14 protein-coding genes are annotated in these 18,344 nt (G+C 52.7%); 6 read left to right on the top strand and 8 right to left on the bottom strand.

Translation table 11 applies throughout. The features are described 5' to 3' along the window. Window positions 1-104: 104 nt before the first annotated feature. The 3 genes from htpG to hemH all read left to right on the top strand — a co-directional run bounded on the left by htpG (window position 105) and on the right by hemH (window position 3,980). A complete protein-coding gene (htpG, locus tag OGY18_RS00820; RefSeq protein ID WP_286551303.1) occupies window positions 105-1,979 on the top strand; it encodes a molecular chaperone HtpG in 1,875 nt (624 codons plus the stop codon). Between the two features lie 231 nt (window positions 1,980-2,210). Next, complete coding sequence (gene adk / locus OGY18_RS00815; RefSeq protein WP_003021773.1) at window positions 2,211-2,855, top strand: adenylate kinase; 645 nt, start codon at window positions 2,211-2,213, stop codon at window positions 2,853-2,855. 162 nt (window positions 2,856-3,017) lie between these two features. Next, window positions 3,018-3,980, top strand: coding sequence for a ferrochelatase (hemH, locus tag OGY18_RS00810; protein WP_003831052.1), 963 nt, complete (start codon window positions 3,018-3,020; stop codon window positions 3,978-3,980). Here the strand turns inward: hemH and aes are convergent. After that, a complete protein-coding gene (aes, locus tag OGY18_RS00805) occupies window positions 3,977-4,936 on the bottom strand; it encodes an acetyl esterase (protein ID WP_286551301.1) in 960 nt (319 codons plus the stop codon). The two genes, hemH and aes, sit on opposite strands and share 4 nt — an antisense overlap. 152 nt (window positions 4,937-5,088) lie before the next feature. On the opposite strand from aes, the gene gsk reads away from it, so the two are divergent. Further along, on the top strand, window positions 5,089-6,393 hold the full coding sequence (gene gsk, locus OGY18_RS00800; RefSeq protein WP_003021781.1) for an inosine/guanosine kinase: 1,305 nt from the start codon (window positions 5,089-5,091) through the stop codon (window positions 6,391-6,393). 45 nt (window positions 6,394-6,438) lie between these two features. On the opposite strand, the gene ybaL is transcribed toward gsk, so the two are convergent. Together ybaL and fsr are read right to left on the bottom strand one after the other, a co-directional pair. Continuing rightward, window positions 6,439-8,118, bottom strand: coding sequence for a YbaL family putative K(+) efflux transporter (ybaL, locus tag OGY18_RS00795; protein ID WP_003021783.1), 1,680 nt, complete (start codon window positions 8,116-8,118; stop codon window positions 6,439-6,441). 225 nt (window positions 8,119-8,343) lie between these two features. Further along, entirely contained in the window at window positions 8,344-9,564 is a 1,221-nt protein-coding gene (gene fsr, locus OGY18_RS00790) for a fosmidomycin MFS transporter (RefSeq protein ID WP_003021788.1), read from the bottom strand. 174 nt (window positions 9,565-9,738) lie between these two features. Between fsr and ushA the strand changes: the two genes are divergently transcribed. After that, window positions 9,739-11,391, top strand: coding sequence for a bifunctional UDP-sugar hydrolase/5'-nucleotidase UshA (gene ushA / locus OGY18_RS00785; protein ID WP_286551299.1), 1,653 nt, complete (start codon window positions 9,739-9,741; stop codon window positions 11,389-11,391). Between the two features lie 181 nt (window positions 11,392-11,572). Here the strand turns inward: ushA and ybaK are convergent, their stop codons facing one another. The 3 genes from ybaK to copA all read right to left on the bottom strand — a co-directional run bounded on the left by ybaK (window position 11,573) and on the right by copA (window position 15,702). Continuing rightward, window positions 11,573-12,052, bottom strand: a complete 480-nt coding sequence (ybaK, locus tag OGY18_RS00780) for a Cys-tRNA(Pro)/Cys-tRNA(Cys) deacylase YbaK (RefSeq protein ID WP_003831056.1) — start codon at window positions 12,050-12,052, stop codon at window positions 11,573-11,575. Window positions 12,053-12,252: 200 nt separating this feature from the next. Continuing rightward, window positions 12,253-13,047, bottom strand: coding sequence for a TraB/GumN family protein (locus OGY18_RS00775; protein WP_048226266.1), 795 nt, complete (start codon window positions 13,045-13,047; stop codon window positions 12,253-12,255). Window positions 13,048-13,200: 153 nt separating this feature from the next. Next, window positions 13,201-15,702, bottom strand: coding sequence for a copper-exporting P-type ATPase CopA (gene copA / locus OGY18_RS00770; RefSeq protein WP_032942557.1), 2,502 nt, complete (start codon window positions 15,700-15,702; stop codon window positions 13,201-13,203). 268 nt (window positions 15,703-15,970) lie between these two features. Between copA and OGY18_RS00765 the strand changes: the two genes are divergently transcribed. Beyond that, window positions 15,971-16,723, top strand: a complete 753-nt coding sequence (locus tag OGY18_RS00765) for a type VI secretion system-associated protein TagO (protein WP_199953282.1) — start codon at window positions 15,971-15,973, stop codon at window positions 16,721-16,723. Between the two features lie 64 nt (window positions 16,724-16,787). Here OGY18_RS00765 and OGY18_RS00760 read toward each other — a convergent pair whose 3' ends face one another. Beyond that, entirely contained in the window at window positions 16,788-17,039 is a 252-nt protein-coding gene (locus OGY18_RS00760; protein WP_286551295.1) for an Ogr/Delta-like zinc finger protein, read from the bottom strand. A gap of 45 nt (window positions 17,040-17,084) precedes the next feature. Continuing rightward, window positions 17,085-18,323, bottom strand: a complete 1,239-nt coding sequence (locus OGY18_RS00755) for a phage late control D family protein (protein WP_370528813.1) — start codon at window positions 18,321-18,323, stop codon at window positions 17,085-17,087. Window positions 18,324-18,344: the final 21 nt, after the last annotated feature.

The following is an 18,344-nucleotide window of genomic DNA, read 5'->3' as shown; positions in this document are numbered from 1 at the left end:
GGAGGCCGCGACGGCGGCTTCCGCTTGAAATCCTTCCCGCTTGTCCCCATTTCACCCTCAACGTGTTTTTACCATTGAAAATGGCATTGTTGAGGTAGATCTACATGAAAGGACAAGAAACTCGTGGTTTTCAGTCAGAAGTCAAACAGCTTCTGCACCTGATGATCCATTCTCTGTATTCCAATAAAGAAATCTTCCTGCGTGAGCTTATCTCTAACGCCTCGGATGCGGCAGACAAGCTGCGTTTCCGCGCCCTGTCTAACCCGGACCTGTATGAAGGCGACGGTGAGCTGCGTGTACGTGTTTCCTTCGATAAAGATAAGCGTACGTTGACCATTGCCGATAACGGCGTGGGGATGAACCGTGATGACGTTATCGATCATCTGGGGACCATTGCGAAATCCGGTACTAAATCTTTCCTCGAATCCATGGGTTCCGATCAGGCGAAAGACAGCCAGTTGATCGGCCAGTTCGGGGTGGGCTTCTACTCTGCGTTCATCGTGGCGGACAAAGTCACCGTGCGTACCCGTGCTGCGGGCGATAAGCCGGAAAACGGCGTGTTCTGGGAATCTGCGGGCGAAGGTGAGTACACCGTTGCCGACATCACCAAAGACGATCGCGGCACCGAAATCACTCTGCATCTGCGCGAAGGCGAAGACGAGTTCCTTGATGACTGGCGCGTACGTTCCATCATCAGCAAATATTCCGACCATATCGCGTTGCCGGTAGAGATCGAAAAATCCGAAGAGAAAGACGGCGAGACCGTGATTTCCTGGGAAAAGATCAACAAGGCGCAGGCGCTGTGGACCCGTAACAAGTCGGAAATCAAAGACGACGAGTACAACGAATTCTACAAGCACATCGCCCACGACTTCACTGACCCGCTGACCTGGAGCCACAACCGTGTGGAAGGTAAGCAGGAGTACACCAGCCTGCTGTACATCCCGTCCCAGGCTCCGTGGGATATGTGGAACCGCGATCACAAGCATGGCCTGAAACTGTACGTCCAGCGTGTGTTCATCATGGACGACGCCGAGCAGTTCATGCCGAACTACCTGCGCTTTGTGCGCGGTCTGATAGATTCCAACGATCTGCCGCTGAACGTTTCCCGTGAGATCCTGCAGGACAGCACAGTCACCCGTAACCTGCGCAGCGCGCTGACCAAACGCGTACTGCAGATGCTGGAAAAACTGGCGAAAGACGACGCGGAAAAATACCAGACCTTCTGGAAACAGTTCGGCCTGGTACTGAAAGAAGGCCCGGCGGAAGATCACGCCAACCAGGAAACGATCGCTAAGCTGATGCGCTTCGCGTCTACGCACACTGACTCCTCCGCACAGACCGTGTCGCTGGAAGACTACGTGTCGCGTATGAAAGAAGGGCAGGAGAAAATCTACTACATCACCGCAGACAGCTATGCGGCAGCGAAGAGCAGCCCGCACCTGGAACTGCTGCGTAAGAAAGGCATTGAAGTCCTGCTGCTTTCTGACCGCATCGATGAGTGGATGATGAACTACCTGACCGAGTTCGACGGTAAGGCATTCCAGTCTGTTGCTAAAGCTGACGAGTCCATCGACAAGCTGGCGGATGAAGTTGATGAATCGGCAAAAGAAGCGGAAAAAGCGCTGACGCCGTTCGTTGAGCGCGTGAAAACCCTGCTGGGCGACCGCGTGAAAGAAGTGCGTCTGACTCACCGTCTGACCGACACGCCAGCCATCGTCACCACCGATGCGGATGAAATGAGCACCCAGATGGCGAAACTGTTTGCCGCTGCGGGCCAGGCCGTACCGGAAGTGAAATATATCTTTGAACTCAACCCGGACCACGTGCTGGTAAAACGCACGGCGGATACCCAGGATGAAGCGCAGTTTAAAGAGTGGGTCGAACTGCTGCTGGATCAGGCGCTGTTTGCTGAGCGCGGCACGCTGGAAGACCCTAACCAGTTCATCCGTCGTATGAACCAGTTGCTGGTGTCCTGATACCCGTAATGTAATGCCGGATGGCGCTAACGCTTATCCGGCCTACAGCATCTCGTAATAGTATGCCGGATACGGTGTTTCCACCGCCATCCGGCATTTTCTCGCCTTATTTTTAATTTTCCCACCGTTAACCGTTTCAGCGTCGGGCGTCTTTCTTGAGCCAATTGCGTGATGGTGGTATCGTTTAGCGCTTTTTAAAAAATATCGACAACCTTTAAGGGGATTTTCGTAATGCGTATCATTCTGCTTGGCGCTCCGGGCGCGGGTAAAGGAACTCAGGCTCAGTTCATCATGGAGAAGTATGGTATTCCGCAAATCTCCACCGGTGATATGCTGCGTGCTGCCGTGAAATCTGGCTCCGAGCTGGGCAAACAAGCGAAAGACATCATGGACGCCGGTAAGCTGGTGACTGATGAGCTGGTGATCGCGCTGGTAAAAGAGCGTATTGCTCAGGAAGACTGCCGTAATGGTTTCCTGCTGGATGGCTTCCCGCGTACTATTCCGCAGGCAGACGCCATGAAAGAAGCGGGCATCAACGTGGACTACGTTCTGGAGTTTGACGTACCTGACGAACTGATCGTTGACCGTATCGTGGGTCGTCGCGTACACGCTGCTTCTGGCCGCGTTTACCACATCAAATTCAACCCGCCTAAGGTTGAAGGTAAAGACGACGTGACCGGCGAAGAGCTGACCACCCGTAAAGACGATCAGGAAGAGACCGTACGTAAGCGCCTGGTGGAATACCATCAGATGACCGCTCCGCTGATCGGCTACTACTCTAAAGAAGCGCAGGCGGGTAACACCAAATACGCGAAAGTTGACGGTACTCAGGCCGTTGCTGACGTGCGCGCAGCGCTGGAAAAAATCCTCGGCTAATTTTTCGCGTAATAAACCTCTTATCAGGCCTGCCATTATCGCGTAGGCCTGATAAGCGTAGCGCCATCAGGCAAATTCTCGTCTTACCTCTCACAGCAATTAGTTCTTCTTTATCGCTTTTCCGCTACAATTATCAACAATTTGAATCGATAAGAGGCGGTAATGCGTCAGACGAAAACCGGTATCCTGCTGGCAAACCTCGGCACTCCCGATGCCCCAACCCCCGAAGCCGTTAAGCGCTACCTGCGCCAGTTTTTAAGCGATCCACGCGTAGTTGATACGTCACCTGCACTGTGGTGGCCGCTGCTGCGTGGGGTGATTTTACCGTTGCGTGCGCCACGCGTAGCCAAGCTGTACCAGTCAATCTGGATGGAAGACGGTTCCCCGCTGATGGTTTATAGCAAGGCACAACAGCGGGCCCTGGCAGAACGCCTACCAAATACCCCTGTCGCGCTGGGAATGAGCTACGGTTCGCCGTCGCTTGAAAGCGCGGTCGATGAACTGTTGGCAAGCGGGGTTGAACACATGGTGGTGTTACCGCTGTACCCGCAATATTCCTGTTCGACGGTGGCGGCCGTCTGGGACGAACTGGCGCGTATCTTAGCGCGTAAACGCGGTATTCCTGGCGTTTCATTTATTCGTGATTACGCCGATGACAGCAGCTACATCGATGCGCTGGCGAAGAGTGCCCGGGATTCATTTGCTCAACACGGTGAACCTGATTTGCTGCTGCTCTCCTACCACGGCATTCCGCAGCGGTACGCCGATGAAGGAGATGACTACCCGCAGCGCTGTCGTGATACCACCCGAGAGTTGGTTTCAGCGCTTGGCCTGCCGCCAGAAAAAGTAATGATGACCTTCCAGTCTCGCTTTGGTCGCGAACCATGGCTGACGCCATATACCGACGAAACGTTAAAAATGCTGGCGGAGAAAGGGACACAACATATCCAGGTTATGTGTCCGGGCTTCTCGGCAGATTGCCTCGAAACGCTGGAAGAGATAGCGGTACAAAACCGGGAGATTTTCCTTGAGGCGGGCGGTAAGCAATATGAGTATATTCCGGCGCTTAATGCCGCACCGGAACATATCGAAATGATGGTTAAACTGACCGACGCTTACCGTTAAAGCTGGGCTCTGAAGTAACGAGCGCCTTCCCGCAACGCATCGTCGGCGGTTTTCATCATTCGCGAATAGTGCAGGAAGGCGTGCAGCGTACCGGGGTACATTTTGTACTGACAGGGCTGCTGATGCGCCTGCAACGTCTGGAATAGTAAGCGGCTATCGTCAATCAGCGGATCAAACTCAGCGCCGGCGATAAAACACGGCGGCACGTCACGCGTCAGATCGTTATTAAACAGGCAATAATACGGTGACTCGCGATCGTCAGCGCTACGCAGGTACGCGTTTTCGTACATCTGCAAGTCCTCGCGGGTTAACTCATCCCACGCTCCGCCCATCAGCCGTCGGCTCAGTGAATCCTGCAGGCCGTAAAGCCCATACCACAACAGCACCCCAGCCACCTTGCCGCAGACAATGCGTTTATCCCGTAGCCACAGCGCGCTGGCAAGCGCCAGCATGGCTCCGGCGGAATCGCCCGCAAAACCGATATGATTCACATTAAGAGAATAGTCGCCAGAGTGCTGATGAAAATACTGGCAGACGGCGGCAATCTCTTCGATGGCTTGCGGGAAACGGGCTTCTGGCGCAAGCGAATAGTCGATACCAATTACCGTGCACTGCGTATAGCGCGCCAGCAAGCGCATAATACGGTCGTGGGTATCCAGATTACCGAGAATAAAACCGCCGCCGTGCAGATAATACAACGTTGCCAGGCTATGGGGCTGCGGTGAGTAAATACGTGTGGCCACGGGGCCGCATGCGGTAGAAATAACGCATTCGCGGGTATTCATCTCTGGGGCATCGGCATTCCACAGCTGCCGTTCATGAATGTAGTGCTGGCGCTGGGCCACGAAGTCATCTGTAGCGGGCCACGGCGGCAGATCGTCGCGATGAAAATTCACCACGCTTTTCATTTCATCCGAAATTCTGTCGAGTACGGGGATCTTGTTTTCCGGCTTCATAAAACGCTCCTTGTGAAGGTGAGTTATTGTAGAAATTAATCCCGTTTAAACTGCGATCTCACCGTCTGATATTGAAACTTAGCGCCGCATCGCATGCGTGGCAGGGAATGTGCTACCATGCATCGCTCAGTTAACCACCCGTAAAATCGACCATGAAATTTCCCGGTAAACGCAAATCCAAACACTATTTTCCCGTCAGCGCGCGCGATCCGTTGCTGCAACAAATTCAGCCAGAAAATGAAACCAGCGCAGCCTGGGTGGTGGGCATCGACCAGACGCTGGTGGATATTGAAGCCAAAGTGGATGATGATTTTGTAAAACGTTATGGATTAAGCGCCGGGCACTCTCTGGTGATTGCCGATGATGTTGCTGAAGCGCTCTACCAGGAACTGGTGCGTGAAAATTTGATCACCCATCAGTTTGCGGGCGGTACTATCGGTAACACGATGCACAACTACTCCGTACTGGCGGATGACCGCTCGGTGCTGCTGGGCGTGATGTGCAGCAATATCGAGATTGGCAGCTATGCGTACCGCTATTTATGCAATACCTCCAGCCGTACCGACCTGAACTACCTGCAAGGCGTTAACGGACCGATTGGCCGCTGCTTTACGCTGATTGGCGAGTCAGGTGAGCGTACCTTCGCAATCAGCCCTGGGCATATGAATAAACTACGGGCGGATAGCATCCCTGAATCGGTGATTGCTGGCGCGTCCGCACTGGTGCTGACGTCCTATCTGGTGCGCTGCGAGCCGGGCGAGCCGATGCCGGAAGCGACCATGAAGGCGATTGAATATGCCAAAAAACACAATGTGCCGGTGGTTCTGACCCTGGGCACCAAATTCGTCATTGCCGATAACCCGCAGTGGTGGCAGGCATTCCTGAAAGAGCATGTCTCTATTCTGGCGATGAATGAAGAAGAGGCTGAAGCGCTGACTGGCGAGAACGATCCGCTGCTGGCATCTGACAAGGCGCTGGATTGGGTGGATCTGGTGCTGTGCACGGCGGGTCCGGCGGGTCTGTATATGGCGGGCTTTACGGAAGAAGAAGTCAAACGTAAAACCCAGCATCCGCTGCTGCCCGGTGCTATTGCCGAATTTAACCAGTACGAATTCAGCCGCGCCATGCGCCATAAAGACTGTACCAATCCGCTGCGCGTGTATTCGCACATCGCACCGTATATGGGCGGACCTGAAAAGATAATGAACACCAACGGCGCAGGTGATGGCGCGCTGGCGGCATTGCTGCATGATATTACCGCCAACAGCTATCACCGCAGTAACGTGCCTAACTCCAGCAAGCACAAGTTCACCTGGCTGACCTATTCGTCGTTAGCCCAGGTGTGTAAGTATGCTAATCGCGTGAGTTATCAGGTGCTGAACCAGCATTCACCGCGCCTGACGCGCGGTTTGCCGGAACGTGAAGACAGTCTCGAAGAGTCGTATTGGGACCGTTAAATCTTGCATAGGCCGGATAAGCGATAGCGCTATCCGGCACGGACATTAACTGGCCGTAGCAACTTCACCTGCAGGCGGCGTTTCAATCAGCTCCAGCATGGTACGGGCGATTTCGCGCTCACCCATGACGACCTGGTTGGCGCCGCGTTCGGTAATATATTCCACCTCATCGTCATAATGCGCGCGGGCGATAATCTCAATCGACGGGCATTTCTCACGTGCAGAAGCGACAATTTCACCCGCTTCATAACCATTGGGAATGGTCAGCAGCAGCCAGCGCGCGCAATCCAGATGCGCCAGATTCATAATCTCTTCGTTGGCGGCATTTCCCAGTACCGCGCGGATCCCACGCTCGCGCAGTTCATCCACACGGGTACGCGAGGTTTCGATCACCACCAGCGGGATCCCCGCAGCCATCAATTTCTCACCCAGCAGGCTACCGACGCGACCAAAGCCAACCAGCAGGGCGTGATTGCAGATATCCACCGGAATTTGCTTCTCTTCTTCGATAGCCTCTTCCAGCGTCTGCTCTTCCAGCGTTTCTGTTTTGGCGAGATATTTTTCTAACACCGCGAACAGCACCGGGTTGAGCATGATGGACAGGATTGCCCCCGCCAGTACCAGATTCTGTCCGGCCTGCGGCAGCAGGTTTAACGCCATTCCCAAACCCGCCAGGATAAAGGCAAATTCACCAATCTGCGCCAGGCTGGTGGCAATAGTGAGCGCCGTGCGTTGGGAGTGACCAAACAGGCGCACCAGGAAATAGGCGGCAAGGGATTTACCAAAGATGATAATCGCCAGCGTGCCCAGTACCGCCAACGGCTGCTGGATCAGAACTAACGGATCGAACAGCATCCCGACGGAGACGAAGAACAGCACGGCGAACGCATCGCGCAGCGGCAGAGTATCATGCGCCGCACGGTGGCTTAGTTCAGATTCATTCAGCACCATACCAGCGAAGAACGCGCCCAGCGCAAAGGAGACATCGAACAGCTCTACTGCGCCAAAGGCAATGCCTAAGGCGAGGGCGAGGACTGAGAGGGTAAACAGTTCGCGTGAACCGGTTGCGGCGCTGCGGGCCATAATCCACGGTACCAGGCGACGACCCACCAGCATCATAATCGCGATAAACGCCACCACCTTACCGATGGTAATGCCCATATCGACGGCCAGCGAAGCGAAGCCGACATCTTCTTTTTCCAGCATCCCGGCGACGGCTGGCAGGAGAACCAGCGTCAGCACCATCATCAGATCTTCGACAATCAGCCAGCCAATGGCAATTTGCCCTCGCTGGCTGTCAATGAGCTGTCGTTCTTCAAGCGCGCGCAGTAGCACCACGGTACTGGCGGTTGAAAGACACAGACCAAACACGATCCCCACCATCAGCGACCAGCCTAATACGGCTGAAAGCGCCATACCCAGCAGCGTTGCCACCGCTATCTGGGCAATCGCGCCGGGAATGGCGATAGACTTTACCGCCATCAAATCCTTCAACGAAAAGTGTAGCCCCACGCCAAACATCAGCAGAATAACGCCAAGCTCGGCCAGCTCAGGCGCGAGCTTAGTATCAGCAACAAAACCAGGTGTAAATGGACCGGCCAGAACGCCCGCTAACAGATATCCCACCAGAGGAGAAATACGCAGTTTATTGGCAATCATGCCTAATATAAAAGCGAGCACAAGGCCGCCGACAATGGTGGTGATAAGCGGGGTGGCGTGATGCATTCCGTCTCCTTTGGTTGCTGTGATGATCCTAAAAACCCAAACTACGAGTAATAGTTTATGACAATTTTAATGTTTATGTTTATGAATAATTATTGAATTTTGAAGAAAACGGGATTTTACGCGCAAAAAAGCACGGATCGGAAAAGTACGGTGATATGTGAGAGGTAAAGGCTGATGGCTACTGCAAGTAATGACGGCCAAAATTTACTTTTGGCCGTCAGAAAATCAGGCTTTGTGTCGGTTATCAGGTAAGAATATGGTCAGTATCCCCAGAAGTGGCAGGAAAGCACATATTTTGTAGACCAAATCGATGCTGGTATGGTCGGCTATCAGCCCTAACACCGCGGCTCCCAAGCCGCCCATGCCGAAGGCAAAACCGAAAAATAGCCCAGAAACCATGCCGATACGCCCAGGAAGCAGTTCCTGTGCGTAGACCAAAATAGCAGAAAACGCCGATGCGAGGATAAAACCAATGATCACGGTTAAAATCCCGGTCCATTCCAGCGTTGCGTAGGGTAAAACGAGGGTAAATGGCGCAACGCCGAGGATAGACCCCCAAATAACATATTTTCTGCCAATTTTATCGCCCAATGGTCCGCCAATCACCGTCCCGGCCGCGACGGCAAACAGGAAGGCAAACAGGTGAAACTGGGCGTTTTGTACCGATAATCCGAATTTTTGCATCAGATAAAAGGTGTAATAGCTGCTGATGCTCGCCATATAGAAGTATTTGGAGAAAATCAGCACCAGCAGGATGCTTACCGCCAGCACAACTTTATTGCGCGGTAACGGATTTACGATGGCGACTTTCGGTTTTCCTTTACTCATCCGATGCTGCGCAGCGTACCAACGGCTGATTTGTGCCAGGACGACAATCGCTAATAACGCAGCCAGAACAAACCAGGCCACATTACCCTTACCATATGGCGCGATGATGACAGCTGCCAGCAAGGGTCCCAGAGAGCTGCCGAAGTTGCCGCCAACCTGGAAAATTGACTGTGCCAGGCCGTGACGACCGCCGGAGGCCATGCGTGCCACGCGGGACGATTCCGGATGAAATACCGAAGAGCCGGTGCCAACCAGCGCCGCGGCGAGCAGCACCATATGGAAGCTGCCGGCCATGGCTAGCAAAACAAGTCCGCTCAGCGTGAAGCACATCCCAATGGGCAGCGACCACGGCATCGGGTATTTGTCCGTCCAGTAACCCACCACCGGTTGCAGCAGCGAAGAAGCAAGCTGGAAGGTTAGGGTGATCATCCCGATCTGCATGAACGTTAGCGAGAACTCTGACTGCAATAGCGGATAAATCGCCAGGATCAGCGACTGAATCATATCGTTTAGCAAATGGGAGAGGCTGATCGCTCCTAAAATGCCAAATGAGGTGCGTGCTTTAGCAACCGACGCTGACGCGCCAGCCACAGGCTGGGTTGGTTCACTTATTGCCATAGAAAGTCACTTCTGTTTGGGTTGCGATTATGAGGGTAATCTATTTTGTTATTATTACCTGACTAACATACCTGCGGAAGGTGTTTGAAGGAAGTCTCATTTCTGAAAACATTTTCGACTATTATTTCATATCATTGTAATTTCAGTCGTTGATTTTGGCTCAGGGAGAGAAATATGAAGTTTTTAAAACGGGGCGTGGCGCTGGCGTTATTCGCCGCATTTACGCTGGCAGGTCAGCCTGCACAAGCGTACGAAAAAGATAAAACCTACAAAATTACCATTTTGCATACCAACGATCATCACGGTCACTTCTGGCGCAGCGAATACGGAGAATACGGACTGGCGGCACAAAAAACGCTGGTGGACGGTATTCGTAAAGAGGTGGCAGAGGAAGGGGGAAGCGTACTGCTGCTTTCCGGTGGCGATATTAATACCGGCGTACCGGAGTCCGATCTGCAGGATGCGGAACCTGATTTTCGTGGGATGAACCTGATTGGCTATGACGCGATGGCGGTCGGAAACCACGAGTTTGATAATCCTATGACCGTACTGCGCCAGCAGGAAAAATGGTCCAAATTCCCGTTTCTCTCGGCCAATATCTATCAGAAAAGCACCGGCGAGCGTTTATTTAAACCGTGGGCCATCTTTAAGCGCCAGGATTTAAAAATTGCCGTACTCGGTTTAACCACTGACGATACCGCGAAAATAGGCAACCCCGAGTTCTTTACCGATATTGAGTTCCGTAAACCTGCTGATGAAGCCAAACTGGTTATCCAGGAACTGAATATGGGTGAAAAGCCAGACATCATTATCGCGACCACCCATATGGGACATTATGACAACGGCAACCACGGCTCGAACGCCCCTGGCGATGTCGAAATGGCGCGTAGCCTGCCGGCGGGATCGCTGGCGATGATTGTCGGTGGTCACTCGCAGGATCCGGTGTGTATGGCTTCAGAGAACAAGAAGCAGGTTGACTACGTACCGGGTACGCCGTGTGCGCCAGATAAGCAAAATGGGATCTGGATTGTGCAGGCGCATGAGTGGGGTAAATACGTGGGTCGGGCGGACTTTGAGTTCCGTAACGGCGAAATGAAAATGGTTAACTACCAGCTCATTCCCGTCAACCTGAAGAAAAAAGTGACCTGGGACAACGGTAAAAGTGAACGCGTACTCTACACCCCGGAAATAGCTGAAAATCAGCAAATGCTTTCGCTGCTGACGCCGTTCCAGAATAAAGGTAAAGCGCAGCTCGACGTGAAAATTGGTAGCGTCAATGCGCGCCTCGAAGGCGACCGAAGCAAAGTCCGTTTCGTGCAGACCAACATGGGACATTTACTGCTGGCTGCGCAAATGGCGCGAACCAGCGCTGATTTTGGCGTGATGAGCGGCGGCGGCATCCGTGATTCCATCGAAGGTGGCGATATCACTTATAAGAGCGTGCTGAAAGTACAGCCGTTCGGAAACATCGTGGTGTATGCAGACATGAGTGGGAAAGAAGTGATTGACTATCTGACCGCTGTAGCACAAATGAAGCCGGACTCCGGGGCCTATCCGCAGTTTGCTAATGTCAGCTTTGTGGCGAAAGATGGCAAGCTTAACGATTTGAAAATCAAAGGCGAACCCGTTGACTCAGCCAAAACCTATCGTATGGCGACCCTGAGCTTCAATGCGACCGGCGGCGATGGCTATCCGCGAATTGATAACAAACCAGGCTATGTGAATACCGGGTTTATTGATGCGGAAGTGCTGAAAGAGTACGTGCAGAAGAACTCACCGCTGGATGCCAGTGTGTATGAGCCGAAGGGCGAAGTTACCTGGCAGTAACAGGGCTATTTTGTTCGCCATTTTGAACGCGGGCAGTGCTCGGAATCCTCACGTACTACATGTACGCTCCGGTTCCTGCGCGCTGGCCGCGTCCAAACTGCCTTCACCAATAACGCCCTGTTGAGTATTCGGTTTGTAGGCCTTAAAGCTGTGCGCCATCAGGCATTCATTCTATAACCGCTTAATCACGGCGGGCGATGTCGGCGAATTTCGCATCCAGAATTTTCGCCAGATCGCCCGCTGCCAGTTCGATATCCAGCCCGCGTTTGCCGCCGGAAACATAAATGGTGTCAAACGTCTGGGCAGGGGCGTCAATGAGCGTTGGCAATCTCTTTTTCTGTCCTAATGGGCTGATCCCCCCCACCAGATAACCGGTGGTTCGTTGCGCAACCATTGGATCGGCCATATCAACCTTTTTAGCCCCCAGAGCCTTAGCGACCTTTTTGAGATCCAATTGACCGGCTACAGGCGTGACCGCAACCGCCAGATGCTTCATATCGCCATTCACGGCAACCAGCAGCGTTTTGTAGACCTGGTCCGCATTCAGACCTAACTTGCGCACCACTTCATCACCAAAGTTCGTCTCGGACGGATCGTGATCGTAGGTGTGGATCTGGAAAGAAATTTTGTTTTTTTCGAGTAATTTAACGGCGGGTGTCATAGCAATTTTCCTGGACCAGACAAAATACGACTCAAGCATACGCCTGATGTCTGTCTAAAAAATAGTACCATCTTGCGCAATAGTATTGGCAGGATGATGACTTTGAGCGACAATCGAACTACACCGATGCTTTAAGCATTGGGATCATAATAATGATGAAATTCCTCTTTGACGGGCCAATAGAAATATTGGCCATTTTTTTACCGTAACATCTCCGGCAAATTTCCCTCTCCGTACAGATGTAGCGCGCCAACGGCTACGACGTAATGACCAGCAGGCATCGCCCTGAGCCGATCGCGCCAGGCTGTGTTGCGTTGATGCATCAATACGTCATACAACGACTGGCTAAAGGTATTTGGAAGCGTCAGTTCGCTATTGCGTGGCGGTGTTTTAAGCCACCAACCCATCATCTGTTGCAACAATCTGGCATTGGTATGCCAGTGCGTCAGAGTATCGTCCAACAAGGCCAGCCCGTTATCAGGCAACTGACATAACAGCTCGATTTGACTGGATGCGCCTTCCAGTTCGATGACGGGTTTATGCGCTTGTTTTGCCGCTTTCAGCAATTGGTAATCAATTCCGTATTCCGCCCGTAGCCCCAACTGCTGTGCCTGTGTCGCCTGTAATACCATGGCGATTTGCCACAACGGCTGAGTAGATAACAGGGATGGGGAAATGCCCAGTTCGTTGGTGACTTTACGCAGGTTTTCTAACTGCTCCGGGCTGATACGTTCTTCGAGTGCGGCAAATGCAGGAAGGTTAGCAAACGGCGCGTCGTCACCAGAAACATCTGCTTCGACAATCAGCGCGTCGGCATGGTTGAGTTTTTTGAGTAATTTGGCAGGCAGAGGTGCCATATCGCGACTGCCCATGTGAATACTGCCAATCAGATGAAAATGGCGGTTGCCGGGCAATGAAATGTCGATGGCAGGCCAGGTATAGTGGTTGCCGCGCAGCGCGGTGAAAAATGTTTTTACCCGGTATAACAGATCCATACGACCTCCCTAAGTAGACTTTCATGCTAGCGCGTGGTCCTGGAAGGTGCAATGCGAGAATCGCCGGATGGCGACGCGAAATCGTCTTATCCAGCCTACAATGTTACCTGCACTTTGTAGGCCGGATAAGCGAGAGCGCCATGCGGTAGAGGGTTACTCTTTCGGTTTGAAGCGCAGCAGTCGGTTAGCGTTGCTCACCACAGTAATGGAGGAGAGCGCCATCGCCGCCCCTGCAACGACCGGATTCAGCAGTGTTCCGGTGAACGGCCACAGGATCCCAGCGGCAACGGGGATACCGATGCTGTTATAAATAAACGCGCCGACCAGATTCTGCTTCATATTACGCAGCGTTGCCCGGGAGATAGACAGCGCATCCGCAACGCCCATCAGGCTATGACGCATCAGCGTAATCGCGGCGGTTTCAATCGCCACATCGCTGCCGCCACCCATGGCAATTCCGACATCGGCCTGAGCCAGCGCAGGTGCATCGTTGATACCGTCACCCACCATGGCAACCTGACGTCCCTGGCTTTGCAGACGTTTAATCGCCTCGGCTTTACCATCCGGCAGAACACCGGCAATCACCTCATCAATACCGGCTTCTTTGGCAATAGCGTTAGCCGTGGTTGGGTTGTCACCGGTAAGCATCACCAGACGATACCCGTTGCGGTGCAGGCGCTGAAGTGCTGCCACGCTGTCGCTACGCAGTGGATCACGCACCGCTAACAGCGCCGCCGCTTTGCCATCAATCGCCAACAGGACCGGGGTTGACCCCTGGGATGCCTGAGCGGTGATTTCAGCTTCCATTTCAGTGGTATCTACCTGCTGTTCATTAAGCAACGCCTGGTTACCCAGCAGCAGCGTATGACCTTCCGTTTCGCCACTGACGCCTAAACCACGCAGCGTACGGAAACCATTGACCTGTGGCAGCGTAACATCACCGGCTTTGTCCAGTATCGCTCTGGCCAGCGGGTGGCTGGAGCCCTGTTCAAGGGCTGCTGCCAGACGAATTGCCAGTGCTTCATCGGTGTTGCCAAACGTTTTGATGGCGACAACCTGCGGTTTACCTTCAGTCAATGTCCCGGTTTTATCAAATACGACGGTATCAAGCGTACTGGCGCGCTGCAGCGCATCGGCATCACGTACCAGAACCCCAAACTCAGCGGCACGACCCACACCGGAAATAATCGACATTGGTGTTGCCAGGCCCAGCGCACAAGGGCAGGCAATAATCAGTACGGTAGTGGCAATCACCAGCGTATAAACAATTTGTGGTGCCGGCCCGAAGAAATACCAGATTGCTGCACTTACCAGCGCAATGACTACGACGACCGGAACGAACACTGAGGAGATACGGTCAGCCAGTTTGCCAATCTCCGGTTTACTGCTTTGCGCCTGGCGCACCATACGAATAATACGTGACAGCGTGGTGTGGCTGCCCACGGCGCTGGCACGGAACAGCACGCTGCCGTCTTGTACGACCGTACCGGCGTGGACGCTATCACCTTCGCCTTTTTGTTGCGGAATAGGCTCTCCGGTCAGCATGGCTTCATCCAGCCAGGCTTCGCCCTGAGTGATTTCGCCATCTACCGGAACGCGGTCACCGGTGGTCAGGCGCAGTAACATTCCCGCCTGAACGTCTGCCAGCGGCACGTTCTTTTCACCTTCGTCGGTAACAACACGCGCGGTCGGCGGTGTCAGATCGAGTAATTTTTCCAGTGCTTTGGACGAGCGCTGACGAGCCCGCGCTTCCAGCATGTGCCCGAGGTTAATCAGACCGATAATCATCGCACTGGCTTCATAATAGAGGTGTCGTGCTTCCATCGGGAACCATTGCGGCCAGAGGTTGACGCTCATGGAATAAAGCCATGCCACCCCCGTACCCAGCGCCACCAGCGTATCCATGGTCGCGGTGCCGTTCATCAGGCTTTTCCACGCGTTGCGGTAAAAATGACCGCCCGCGAAAACCATCACGGCAAGCGTTGCCAGACCAATCGTCAGCCACAGGCTACGGTTGTCGGCAGTGACCATCATGTTTTCGCCAATCATTCCCCATACCATGACAGGGATACCCAGCAGCAGCGCGACGGCTGCCTGCCAGCGAAAACGTTTCATGGTAGCCACGGCGGTTTCTTGCTGACGCTCGCGGCGCTTAACATCATCTTCAATGGCTTCTGCGCCGTAGCCCGCTTTTTCCACCGCTTTCACTAATTGGTCGGCGGACGCACTGCCCATTACCAGCGCAGTACGTTCCGCCAGGTTTACCCGTGCCTGTGTGACACCCGGTACGCTTTGCAGAGCATCTTGTACGCGGATAACACAGCTGGCGCAGCTCATGCCGTTTAACAGCAACTGTTGGCTGTCATCATCAGCCGTAGCTGCCGGAAGCTCGGAAGGGACCGCTGCCAGTGCTTCCGACGGGATTGATGACTCCGTCAGCGGTTTAGCCTTTGGGTGGCTTAACTCCGCGCCGTAACCGGCTTGTTTGATGGTTTCAATCAGCGCTTCAGCACTGGCGCTCCCGGTGATGTGCGCTTCAGTCACAGTGACATCCGCTTGCTCAACGTCCGGGCGTTGCTCCAGACTCTCTTTAACGCGTTTTACACAGTGACCACAGGACAAGCCGTCCAGGGTTAGATCGATTGTTTGAGACATAACCAACTCCTTTATTGCAGGATTAACTGACTGTGATAAAGGTTAAACCTTCCATCTAGGGGAAGGTCAAGTGTTTAAATTGCTGATTGAAAGGGATTTTTAAAATCAGTGTCCACATAGCGTCCACACTTCGAAAAAAGTGACTACAAAACAAAGGCAAAGCCTCGCAAAATCTGCGAGGCTTTTTTTATTTCACCGGTTGACTCATTTTAGATAAAGGAACTATAAATGAGTGTTTTATAACCATATGAAAATAAAGGATAGAAATATGAAAACAGGACTTTTACTCACAGCAACGTGCATTACCTCTCTTGTGTCTTCCGTCGCGTTCGCTGATGGTGGCACACGTACGGATTTTGTGGCAGCGAATCAGTGTCGAAGTCAACCTGATGACGTAAAGCGATTGGCATGTTATGACGAAGCTGTAACTCCGACGCGTACAAAGTCGCTGGAAAACTTTGAGAGTAGGGATCAATGCAAGGATGAATCGTCAGATGGAAAAAGACTGGATTGTTATGACAGGTTTTTCTCTCCAACATTTGCAGGTGCACAGGTTAAAAAACGAGATGATAATTCTGTTAGGGATGTTGGAAACTGGCAGACAGATATAAAAACGTCTCCGATTGATGATTCAAAAAACGTTATTATCTCACTCAATGGCAATGAATCGTTTAGAACTCCATTTGGTGAGACAACAACACCTACACTGTTTATAGCTTGCCGGGAGAAAAAAACAGAATTATTTATAGATTGGGATGTGTATTTGGGGTTGGATGAAACAACGATGCTGTACCGGTTAGACAAACAAAAAGCAGTAAATAAGTCATGGTCAATTTCAACGGATACAAAAGCTGTGTTTTATCGTGGAAAAACAATCGACTTTATAAAAAATCTCAGTTCCGGTCAGATGCTCTTTGCCCAGATAACCCCTTACAATGAGAATCCTGTAAGTACAACCTTCAATCTTAAAGGGCTTTCTGAAGCTCTAAAACCATTACAAGAGTCATGTGGCTGGAGATAATCGTAAGAACTCCAACACTTGCACTCTAAAACAAATAACCCGCCTATGTGGCGGGTTATTTGTTTTAGAGTGTCAAATTTAGCTGGTCTCGTCCCCGGTGTGATGACGGAAAGGCATCATATGGAACGAAGCTATCAGGTAGCGGATTTTCTTTCTGTCGCCGGGTCAGGCGCTCCACACTTTCCAGTGTAGAAAATCCAACACCACATTCCAGGCTGTTGCACTGATAAAACTTACGCCGGACGGTGTTGGTGTTATTCATTGGTGAACTGGTACGGATACGGGCTGACGCGCCGCAAATTGGACATCTGAACATAATGGCTCCCCCACGGGAGTTGAACTCCCGGCCATTGTATTCTGCTTATTCCGTTTCGGCTATCCATTCGGGTATTTTGGCCTCCAGCTCCAGCTGCGTGGTAAATCCACCGCTGTCGTCAATCACATGCTCCGCTTTTGCAATTATCCAGTCCTGGTTGTCTATTTCCGCTTTGAAGCCTGACACAGTGCCGTGCATTTCCGGGTAGAGGTCAGCGCGTCCACGCGCCAGGGTGATCGAGAACTCCGCCGCTCCCCGCTGAAGCTGCTGCCACTTAGCCGCAGCGGCACGCTTTGCTGCCTCTTCATTCTGGTAAGTTTTCCGCAGGACGTAGACGTTGCCTTTGGCTCCCTCCATGTAGTCACCTTCGCGGGTGCTGCTTTTCTCTTCTTTGTGTTTTGGTGGTTTGCGACTCTGGACGTTTACCTTTTTCTTTTTGCCGAAGCTCAGATCCAGCCAGTATGCCTGCACGCCAGTGTATGCCTGTCTGTCAGCAATACGGAATCGGTGCTTATCTCCGCTGCTGCGTGTTAGCGCAAAAGAGGGTAACGCCCTGCCATCAGCCGTGACGCCTCCCCCTGGCAGGATAAACAGCAGACAGCCATTCTTGACGGTGGTAATCGCCCCCAGTTCGTCGGCCATCCTCGTTAAAAAAGACATGTCGCTTTCTTCGGTCTGGTCAGCGTGGTCAATTTCAATATTCATCAGCATTTCACTGATTTGCGCCTTCAGCTTATAGCGATGGGCGATTGCAGAAACGACGCGTTCTACCGTCACGTCATGCCATGAGACTTCGCGTTTGACGTTAAACTCCTCCCGAAAGTCGGCGCTGCTGGCGGTAATTTGCAGCATATCGGGCGGGCCTTCGTGGGATATTTCATCCACGGTATAAAGCCCCTTGTATATCAGCGGCTCACCCTTCCAGCCCATCGATAAAGCCAGTTGCGTGCCGCGCGGCGGCAGCTTAACCATGCCGTCCGCATCATCCACGCTGATGGTTATCTGGTCGGCCTCAAACCCCCGGTTATCGGTCATCGATACCGACATGATCCGGTCATTCAGGTCAGACAGTATTTCGCCCCCTGCGGTGATGCTGTAATCGGGGATCTTTATCGCATCGTCCAGGTTGTCCAGCCAACTGTTGATTTTCAGATTGAGTGTGTCGGTCAGTGTCATAGCGCCTCCGTTGTTCTGCATGATTTCACGCGCGCGCGGGAAGCGATAACCCATTTTTGTTGTGGGCTGACGCTCAGAATCCTTAATGCGTGAAGTGGCCTGGTGCATAGGGGATTATTGCTGCGAACT

Source organism: Citrobacter sp. Cpo142 (assembly GCF_030332425.1).
Taxonomy (GTDB): domain Bacteria; phylum Pseudomonadota; class Gammaproteobacteria; order Enterobacterales; family Enterobacteriaceae; genus Citrobacter; species Citrobacter portucalensis.
Note: the sequence above shows the minus strand (reverse complement) of the source record. Positions and strands in the feature narration are given on the sequence as shown.

Bases quoted from the DNA above. Each gene is read 5' to 3' on its own strand.
- fsr (WP_003021788.1), bottom strand. From the start codon at position 9,564: ATGGCAATAAGTGAACCAACCCAGCCTGTGGCTGGCGCGTCAGCGTCG.
- aes (WP_286551301.1), bottom strand. From the start codon at position 4,936: ATGAAGCCGGAAAACAAGATCCCCGTACTCGACAGAATTTCGGATGAA.
- copA (WP_032942557.1), bottom strand. From the start codon at position 15,702: ATGTCTCAAACAATCGATCTAACCCTGGACGGCTTGTCCTGTGGTCAC.
- OGY18_RS00755 (WP_370528813.1), bottom strand. From the start codon at position 18,323: ATGCACCAGGCCACTTCACGCATTAAGGATTCTGAGCGTCAGCCCACA.
- hemH (WP_003831052.1), top strand. From the start codon at position 3,018: ATGCGTCAGACGAAAACCGGTATCCTGCTGGCAAACCTCGGCACTCCC.
- ushA (WP_286551299.1), top strand. From the start codon at position 9,739: ATGAAGTTTTTAAAACGGGGCGTGGCGCTGGCGTTATTCGCCGCATTT.
- htpG (WP_286551303.1), top strand. From the start codon at position 105: ATGAAAGGACAAGAAACTCGTGGTTTTCAGTCAGAAGTCAAACAGCTT.
- ybaK (WP_003831056.1), bottom strand. From the start codon at position 12,052: ATGACACCCGCCGTTAAATTACTCGAAAAAAACAAAATTTCTTTCCAG.
- OGY18_RS00775 (WP_048226266.1), bottom strand. From the start codon at position 13,047: ATGGATCTGTTATACCGGGTAAAAACATTTTTCACCGCGCTGCGCGGC.
- adk (WP_003021773.1), top strand. From the start codon at position 2,211: ATGCGTATCATTCTGCTTGGCGCTCCGGGCGCGGGTAAAGGAACTCAG.
- OGY18_RS00760 (WP_286551295.1), bottom strand. From the start codon at position 17,039: ATGTTCAGATGTCCAATTTGCGGCGCGTCAGCCCGTATCCGTACCAGT.
- ybaL (WP_003021783.1), bottom strand. From the start codon at position 8,118: ATGCATCACGCCACCCCGCTTATCACCACCATTGTCGGCGGCCTTGTG.
- gsk (WP_003021781.1), top strand. From the start codon at position 5,089: ATGAAATTTCCCGGTAAACGCAAATCCAAACACTATTTTCCCGTCAGC.
- OGY18_RS00765 (WP_199953282.1), top strand. From the start codon at position 15,971: ATGAAAACAGGACTTTTACTCACAGCAACGTGCATTACCTCTCTTGTG.